The organism is Streptomyces spiramenti (assembly GCF_012034385.1).
Classification (GTDB): Bacteria; Actinomycetota; Actinomycetes; order Streptomycetales; family Streptomycetaceae; genus Streptomyces; species Streptomyces spiramenti.
The window spans coordinates 1-8298 of record NZ_JAAVJB010000220.1; the positions used below are offsets into that span (position 1 = coordinate 1).

At 74.4% G+C, this 8298-nt stretch carries 6 protein-coding genes; 5 read left to right on the forward strand and 1 reads right to left on the reverse strand.

Annotated elements, in window-relative coordinates; translation table 11 throughout:
- Nucleotides 1–92: 92 nt before the first annotated feature.
- Both HCJ92_RS25665 and HCJ92_RS19835 read left to right on the forward strand, forming a co-directional pair.
- A complete protein-coding gene (locus HCJ92_RS25665; RefSeq protein ID WP_209311355.1) occupies nt 93–2534 on the forward strand; it encodes a D-alanyl-D-alanine carboxypeptidase in 2442 nt (813 codons plus the stop codon).
- Between the two features lie 627 nt (nt 2535–3161).
- Complete coding sequence (locus HCJ92_RS19835) at nt 3162–3341, forward strand: hypothetical protein (protein ID WP_167934979.1); 180 nt, start codon at nt 3162–3164, stop codon at nt 3339–3341.
- A gap of 111 nt (nt 3342–3452) precedes the next feature.
- Here the strand turns inward: HCJ92_RS19835 and HCJ92_RS19840 are convergent, their stop codons facing one another.
- A complete protein-coding gene (locus HCJ92_RS19840) occupies nt 3453–4163 on the reverse strand; it encodes an HNH endonuclease family protein (RefSeq protein ID WP_209311356.1) in 711 nt (236 codons plus the stop codon).
- Between the two features lie 296 nt (nt 4164–4459).
- On the opposite strand from HCJ92_RS19840, the gene HCJ92_RS24440 reads away from it, so the two are divergent.
- The 3 genes from HCJ92_RS24440 to HCJ92_RS19855 all read left to right on the forward strand — a co-directional run bounded on the left by HCJ92_RS24440 (nt 4460) and on the right by HCJ92_RS19855 (nt 8144).
- Nucleotides 4460–5950 (forward strand): helix-turn-helix domain-containing protein, encoded by a 1491-nt coding sequence (locus HCJ92_RS24440; protein ID WP_209311357.1) that lies wholly within the window; start codon nt 4460–4462, stop codon nt 5948–5950.
- Nucleotides 5951–6129: 179 nt separating this feature from the next.
- Nucleotides 6130–7647, forward strand: a complete 1518-nt coding sequence (gene exaC / locus HCJ92_RS19850; RefSeq protein ID WP_167934980.1) for an acetaldehyde dehydrogenase ExaC — start codon at nt 6130–6132, stop codon at nt 7645–7647.
- Entirely contained in the window at nt 7647–8144 is a 498-nt protein-coding gene (locus HCJ92_RS19855; RefSeq protein WP_167934981.1) for a DUF779 domain-containing protein, read from the forward strand. The genes exaC and HCJ92_RS19855 overlap by 1 nt, the downstream gene beginning before the upstream one ends.
- The last annotated feature ends 154 nt before the right edge of the window (nt 8145–8298 follow it).

Here is an 8298-nt window from a genome sequence, read left to right on the forward strand (position 1 = left end):
GCTCGGGCAGCGGACGCAGCAGCTGCGCGACGGCCAGCAGCACGACGAGCAGCAGGACCAGCGGGGTCCAGATCTTCACCCTGCGCAGTGAGGTGCGCAGCAGTGACGGCGCCGGGGCAGCGGCGGAGGGCGCAGCGCCCGACGATGACCCCGCGGCCGATCGGCCGGACCCGTCGTCCGTCCGGGACGGGGCGGCCGACGGGCCGGAAGCCGCGGCCCCTGCCGCGCTCACCCTGGAGAAGAAGCGGCCCGGCCCTCCGGCGGCTCCGGCCGCCGCGGGGGGAGCCGCGCCCGAGGACACCCCCGCGCCCGAGGACACCCCCGGGAACGTCACCGAGGAGGGCGACGACTCCCGGGTCGGCCCGGGGCCGGAGTCCGGGCCCGCGGTGGGCGGCGGGGCGGCGGCCGGGAAGCCGGGCCCGTCCGTCACGCTCGCAAAGGCGGGGGACACCCCGCCGTCCGCCGCGGCGGACGTGCCGACCGGTGAGGCCGCGGCGAAGCCGGACCCCGCGCGACCGGTGGGTCCGCCCGAGCGGACAGAGCCCGTCGGGCCCCAGGACGACGGGGACAACCACGCCACCAAGGTCATCCGGGTGCCCGGCCCCGCCGCGGCCGTGGACGACACCTCCGTCGAGCCGGAGTCCGTTCCGGAGAAGGGGCCGGAGCCGGAGCTGGAGCCCGACTCCGAGCCGGAGCCCGTGCCCGAGCGCGTCGGCGCCGCCGGTGGGACCGACACCGACACCGCCGACACCGACACCGCCGACGACGCCGATGAAGCCGGGGGCGAGGCGACGGTCTCGGTCGCGAAGACCCCGGACGGCAAGGAGGGCGAGGCCGGGCGGCCCAGCCGCTTCGTCCCGCTCCGTGACGCGACGGACGGCGGCCTCGCCGCCACCGCCGCCTCCACCGCCGTCGTCCCCGCCGTCAAGGACGGCGGGGACGGGGCCGAACCCGCGGCCCCGGAGTGGGCGAAGAAGCGGACCAGGGAGCCAGCGGCCCTCGGCGCAGCCGCTCCGGCGGCCGGTCACGAGCGGATCGACGGCAACGCCAAGACCCTCTTCGTCCCCAAGCGACCGGTCACGGAGGACCCCGCCGAGCGGGACCCGGACGCGGCGCCCGCCCCTGACGGGCCGCCCCCGCCGATCCCGGACGCGCTGCGGGCGCCGATGGACCTGCTCGCCGAGCTCACCAACCGGCAGGCACCGGCGCCGTCACTGCTGCGCACCTCACTGCGCAGGGTGAAGATCTGGACCCCGCTGGTCCTGCTGCTCGTCGTGCTGCTGGCCGTCGCGCAGCTGCTGCGTCCGCTGCCCGAGCCGGCCCTGGCGAGCACCGCGGCGGAGTCGTACACCTTCGGTGGCGAACTCCCGGCGGTGCCGTGGCCGGACGCCGGTCAGGCGGCGCTGGACGTCGACGGCGTCGGGACCTTCGGGACCTCGGGCGAGCAGGAGGCCGTCCCGATCGCCAGCGTCACCAAGACCATGACGGCCTACGTGATCCTGCGCGACCACCCGATGGAGCCGGACGGCGACGGTGCGGACATCCGCATAGATCCGCAGGCCGAGGAGGATTTCGGCCTCGGCGAGAGCCGAGGCGACTCGGTGGTCGAGATACTGGCGGGCGACACCATCACCCAGCGGGAGGCGCTGCAGGCGCTGATGATCGCCTCGGCCAACAACGTGGCCTGGATGCTGGCGCGCTGGGACTCCGGCGACACCAACTCCTTCGTGCGGAAGATGAACGCCGCCGCGGCGGAGCTCGGCATGGAGGACACCGTCTACACCGACCCGGCCGGCTACGACCTCGGATCGGTGAGCACCGCCGCCGACCAGGTCAAGCTGGGCAGGGCGGTCATGCAGGACCCGGTGATGCGTCAGATCGTCGGCGTCTCCTCCTACACCGACCAGTACGGCGAGACCCACAACAACGGCAACTCGCTGGTGCCGGTGAACGGCGTGGTCGGCATCAAGACCGGCAGCCGCACCCAGACCGGCGGCAACTTCCTGTTCGCGGCACGCCAGGAGGTGGACGGCGAGAACGTACTGATCGTCGGCGCCGTGCTCAGCCAGCCGCCGCACCCGTCGGACAACTCGATACGGACCGGTGCCATAACAGCCGGTGACGCGTTGATGCGCTTCGCGCAGGACCAGCTGACGACGGAACCCGTGCTCGCCGCCGGTGAGACCGTCGGCGCGGTGGACGACGGCCTCGGCGGTCGGACACCGGTCGCCGTGAGCGAGGACGTGACGGCCGTCGGCTGGCCCGGGCTCACGGTCCGCGTCGGGCTGTCGGAGGAACCGGCGGGCCGGGCCTCCTCCGACGCCGCGGCGGACGAGGACGCCGAGGCCGAGGGGGACGAGGAGTTCCCGGACCGGTACCCGACGATGGAGGGTCTGCCCTCGGAGGCGGGGGCGGGCACCGAGGTCGGCAGCCTCACCGTGGGCGACCACGACAGCGCGGTCGCCGTCCCGGTCGAGCTGGGAGCCGCCATGGTCGAACCCGGTCTCCTCGCGCGGCTGTTCCGGCTGGGCTGAGCCCTTCGGGCCGCACTCGGACGGACCAGGCCGCGCATCGTCGTGCAGCGGCAGGGACGGCGCACGACGGGAGCGGACGGTGATCGCGGCCGTCCGGCGGTGGGAACGCCGCCGGACGGCCGCTGTCGTGTCGCGCGCTGTCGTGTCGCCGCCTGCGCGCGGTCGCCACACCGGCCCGCCCCGGGGCGGAGGGCCCTGCGCGGGCAGCCGTTCATCTCAGCGCATGAGACGACCTTCCGGCCCGCGCCGTCGCAGCCGAGCGGCCCGCAGCGTCCGACCGCCCGGGGCCGGTGGCCGACGGGCGTCGATCGCGACGACGGTCGGGCCGAGGCGGAGCGCGGGGGAGCACGTAGGGGGCGCGCAATGCGAGGTTGCGCGCCTCTTTTGGGCGACGCACTCCGCTCGGCGGAGCCCCGCGCTCCGGTCACGCCGCCGCGCGCCCGGCCCGTGCCCGGCGCGCGGCCGTCACCAGGGGGCGAGGGGCTGCCACGCCGCGTTGCGGCGCGCTACAGTCGGTCCTTTCACATGAGCTGCTGGTGTGGGGAAGGAGCGGCGTGATGAAGTGTCCGTCATGCGGCTCGACCAGCGGCCGACGGCTCAACAACGGCAACTGGGTGTGCAACGACTGTGGCGCGGTCACCGCAGGATGAGGCGGCGTGGCGGGACCTGGATCCGGCCACCCGCGAACGCTTCGACTTCCTCGACCCGGAGGACTTCACCGTCGGCCCCACCCGTGAGGGCGCCGAGCAGTGGGAGCGCTTCACCGCCATCCTCGACAAGGCGGAGCGCTACCGGACCCGCATCTGACCCCGAGACGCGGGCGGGGGCCGGTCCACTGCACCCATTCGCCCCCGGTCCGGTCGACCGGCACGACAGGCCCGCCCCCGGGTGCGGCAGGGGCGGGCCGGACGGGTCGCGTCAGCCGCAGGTGTCCAACATCTCCGTCAGCGCCTCGTGCTCCTCGTCGGTGACCGTCAGCTCATAGGTGTGCTTGGTCGCCGTCCAGGCCAGTCCGTAGTCGCACCAGTACGACTCCATCGGGCGCCAGTCCGCCGGCGTCTGGTCGCCCTTGGAACGGTTCGACGACTGGCTCACCGCGATGAGCTGCGGGTTCTCCAGGTCGTTGCCGAACTCGCGACGCCTGTCGCGGTCCCAGGAGTCCGCACCTGAACGCCACGCGGCGGCCAGGGGGACGATGTGGTCGATGTCGACGTCGGCGGCGGCCGTCAGGGTCTCGCCGTCGAACTCGCTGTACCACTCGCCCTGCTGCGGCTGGCAGTTGTCGTCCGTCTCGACGCCCACGCCGTCCCGCATCAGCACGTGCTGCCGCGCGGTGCACCCGTCGGTGGACTGCCAGTGCGGGAACTCGTCGCGCGAGTAGCCGGCCATCGAACCCTCCTCGGCGACGGTGAGTTCGCCGAGCATCGTCCGTCCCTCCTGCGCGCCGGGGAGGTTGGGCAGCGTCGTCTCGGACGAACCGCCCTCGGGCGCCGGATCGCCGGTCGCGCTCTCGGCGATCTCATCGGCGGAGGGAAGCGAGAGTCCCTCCTCGCCGCACCCCGTGAGGGTCGCGGCGAGCGCCACCGCCAGTGTTCCGACTATCAGTTGATGCCGCCTCATGCGCGTCATGCCGCCCTGGTTCCGATCGCGGGGTGCCCCCGGGCGGGAGCACGTGTACCGCCGGGAGGCTACCCGTGTCCGCGCCCCCGCAGCCGCCCGGGACACGGCGCGTGTCGTGCGCCCGGTGGCACGGCGCCGCCACCGTGCCACCGCGTACCCCGGCGCACCCGACTGCCGCCGCGGCGCGGACACCGCGCGCGGTGGGCGGAACGCGGGCGCCTTTCCGGACCCCGGGTGCGTACCGCCCCGCCTGCGCGACAATCGGGGGTGCGGGCCCTGCACGACGGCGCGGTCGAGGGGTGAACATGCCGAACAGCAGCGATCTCAGCAGACGACGGGCCGAGCTGACCGAGACCTGGTCACGCTGGGTCCCCGCCGCCGACACGGCGTGGCGTGCCCAGGACGGGCCCCCGGGCCGCCCCGAGGTCGCGGACTCCTGGCGCCGCTCGCTCCCGACGGTCGACCCGCTCCGTGACGGGGCACCCGTCACCGACGGCGGCGCCGTCCACCCCCGCTGGGCCGCCTCGCCGCTCCGCGCGCCCGTGACGGCGATCGGCGCCGAGCTGCGGAGCACGGCCGAGGACGCGGGATACATCGCCGCGGTCACCGACCGGACCGGCACGATCCTGTGGACCTGCGGCGGCCGTGTCATGCGGCGCCGGGCCGAGCGCGTCAACTTCGCACCGGGCGGACGGTGGAACGAACCGGCGATGGGCACCAACGCGCTGGCCCTCACTCTGCGCACCGGCAGACCCAGCACCGTCTTCTCCGCCGAGCACCTGGTCGAGGCGTTGCACGGCTGGGTCTGCTACTGCGCGCCGGTCCGCGCCCCGGACGGGCGGATCCTCGGCGTCGTCGACCTCTCCAGCACCTGGGACCGCTGCCACCCGATGGCGATGTCCATGGTCCGCACGGCGGCGTCCGCGATCGAGGCGAGGCTGGCCGAGCCGCCCCGGCCCGCGCGTGTCCGTCTCACCCCGACGGCCCACCGGCCGGTGGCAGTGGGCGTCCCGGTCTCGGCGGGCACCCCCGTCGCTGCGGCAGTGCCCGACGGCGGTGTACCGGTCGCGGGCGATCCCGCCGCCGGCCCCGGCGCGCGCGCCGCCGTCGGCCACGACGATCCCGGACCACCCCGCGCGCCGTCGGGGGCGACGCCCGCTCCCGCCGACCCGTCGGTCCCCGCTTCCGCCGCGGGCCCGCCGTCCGCCGGGGAGAGCGGTCCGCCGTACGGGCCGCTGCTGCTGCGCTGCCTCGGCGAGACCGCGCACTGCGTCTGCGACGGGGCGGCGCTCCCGCTGCCGCCCCGGCAACTGGAGATCCTCACCCTGCTGGCCCTCGAACCGCTCGGGCTGACCCCGGCGGCGCTGCGCCTCGCGCTCTACGGCGACCAGCCCGTCACCGACTCCACCCTCAAGGCCGAGGTCTCCCACCTGCGGCGCGCGCTCGGCGGCCACATCACCCCCCGCCGCTACGGGCTCACCCGGGCCATCGCCTGCGACGCGGTCCAGGTACTGCGGGCGCTGGACGCCGGTGACCTCGCCGGAGTGGTGCGCCGCTACCGCGGGCCGCTGCTGCCCCGGTCCGACGCACCGGGCGTCGCGGTGTGGCGCGGGAGGATCGAGGTCGCCGTCCGCTCCGCCGTCCTCGGCAGCGAGGACCCGGAGATACTGCTGCGCTACGGCGCGGTGGCCCCGGACGACGTGGAGGTCCACGAGCGGACGCTGGCCCGGCTCGCGCCGGACGACCCCCGCCGCGCCGGCGTCCGGGGACTGCTCAGCGCCGCACTCGCCGACTGACGGCCCCGGCGGCCCCGGCGTCGACGCCTCGGGGTCGAGTGATGCGCGTCACGCGGCTGACCTGCGCCCCAACCCTGCGCCAACCACCGCTGGAGACGCTGGCCGAGCGGTGGCCGAGCGGCCCCAGCCCGGCGTGCTGCCACCGTCGTCCAGCCGGACCGTGGAGAGGGAGAACCGTCATGGTGTACGCACAGCCCGGTACCGAGGGCAGCATCGTCGGCTACGACGAGCAGTACGAGAACTTCATCGGCGGCGAGTGGGTGGCGCCCGTCAAGGAGCAGTACTTCGACAACCCGAGCCCCCTCACCGGCCGCACGTTCTGCCGGGTGGCGCGCTCCACGGCAGAGGACGTCGAACTGGCGCTGGACGCGGCCCACGCCGCGGCTCCGGCCTGGGGCCGCACCTCGGTCGCGGAACGCTCGCGGGTGCTCAACCGCATCGCCGACCGCATCGAGGAGAACCTGGAACGACTCGCGGTCGCGGAGACCTGGGAGAACGGCAAGCCCGTCCGGGAGACCCTCGCGGCCGACCTCCCCCTCGCGGTCGACCACTTCCGCTACTTCGCCGGGGTCATCCGCGCACAGGAGGGCAGCATCGGGGAGATCGACCAGGACACCGTCGCGTACCACTTCCACGAGCCGCTCGGCGTCGTCGGCCAGATCATCCCGTGGAACTTCCCCATCCTCATGGCCACCTGGAAGCTCGCCCCCGCCCTCGCAGCCGGCAACTGCGTCGTGATCAAGCCCGCCGAGCAGACCCCGGCGAGCCTGCTGCTGGTCATGGAATTGATCGCCGACCTGCTGCCGCCCGGTGTCATCAACGTCGTGAACGGCTTCGGCGCCGAGACGGGACGGCCGCTGGCCTCCAGCCCGCGCGTCGCGAAGGTCGCCTTCACCGGGGAGACCACGACCGGCCGGCTGATCATGCAGTACGCCAGCGAGAACATCATCCCGGTCACGCTGGAGCTCGGCGGCAAGAGCCCCAACATCTTCCTCGACGACGTGACCGCCGCCGACGACGACTACCTGGACAAGGCGGTCGAGGGGTTCGTGATGTTCGCCCTCAACCAGGGCGAGGTCTGCACCTGCCCCTCGCGCGCCCTGATCAGCTCCCGCATCTACGACACCTTCATGGAGCGCTGCGTCGCGCGGACCGAGGCGATCGTCGCGGGTGACCCGCTGGACCCGGCGACGATGGTCGGCGCACAGGCCAGCAACGACCAGCTGGAGAAGATCCTCTCCTACCTCGACATCGGGCGCCAGGAGGGCGCCGAGATCCTCACCGGCGGCAACGCCCGCACGGTCGAGGGGCTCGACGGCGGCTACTACGTGGAGCCCACCATCTTCCGCGGCACCAACGACATGCGCGTCTTCCAGGAGGAGATCTTCGGCCCCGTGGTCTCGGTGACGACCTTCGACTCCGTGGACGAGGCGCTGACGATCGCCAACGACACGCTGTACGGCCTCGGGGCCGGCCTGTGGACCCGGGACGCCAACAACGCCTACCGGCTGGGCCGGGAGATCAAGGCGGGCCGGGTGTGGACCAACTGCTACCACGCCTACCCCGCGCACGCCGCGTTCGGCGGCTACAAGAAGTCGGGCATGGGGCGCGAGAACCACAAGATGATGCTGGACCACTACCAGCAGACGAAGAACCTGCTGGTCAGCTACTCCACGAAGCGGGACGGACTCTTCTGATGACCACCCCGGCAGGCGACTTCGAGTCCGAGGGCGGCGCACTGGCGCCGTCCGCCCAGCCGCCGCGCGCCGGGGCGCCCACCAACGAGCCGGGCGGCGCCCCGCCGGAACGCGTCCGGCTCACCGACGCGGGCGCCGAACTGGTCGCCCGGCTGGTCGAGGCCCACGGCCCGTTGATGTTCCACCAGTCCGGCGGCTGCTGCGACGGCAGCTCGCCGATGTGCTACCCCCGCGGCGAGTTCCGCGTCGGCGCCTCCGACGTGCTGCTGGAGACGCTGCCGGACGGCACGCCGTTCTGGATGAGCGCCGACCAGTACGCCTACTGGAAGCACACCGTGCTGACCGTGGACGTCGTCCCCGGCCGGGGCAGCGGATTCTCGTTGGAGGCGCCGGAAGGGGTGCGGTTCCTGCTCCGCTCCCGGGTGATGACCGACGAGGAGAACGCGCGTGCAGAAGCGTCGCCGCCGCTCTCCACCGGCACGGAGGTGACGCCCTGACACCTCCCGGGCGCGCGGCGGCCCCGGTCACCCGGAGCGGTGCCGACCTCCCCCGGCGCCCGCACGAACGGGGCGGCGCGGGCACCCGACCGGTCACGCCCCCGCGGCGGGGCGGACCGCGCGGGTACCGGCCCCGGCGGCCCGGGGCCGCCGC

Bases quoted from the DNA above. Each gene is read 5' to 3' on its own strand.
- exaC (WP_167934980.1), top strand. From the start codon at position 6,130: ATGGTGTACGCACAGCCCGGTACCGAGGGCAGCATCGTCGGCTACGAC.
- HCJ92_RS24440 (WP_209311357.1), top strand. From the start codon at position 4,460: ATGCCGAACAGCAGCGATCTCAGCAGACGACGGGCCGAGCTGACCGAG.
- HCJ92_RS19840 (WP_209311356.1), bottom strand. From the start codon at position 4,163: ATGACGCGCATGAGGCGGCATCAACTGATAGTCGGAACACTGGCGGTG.
- HCJ92_RS19855 (WP_167934981.1), top strand. From the start codon at position 7,647: ATGACCACCCCGGCAGGCGACTTCGAGTCCGAGGGCGGCGCACTGGCG.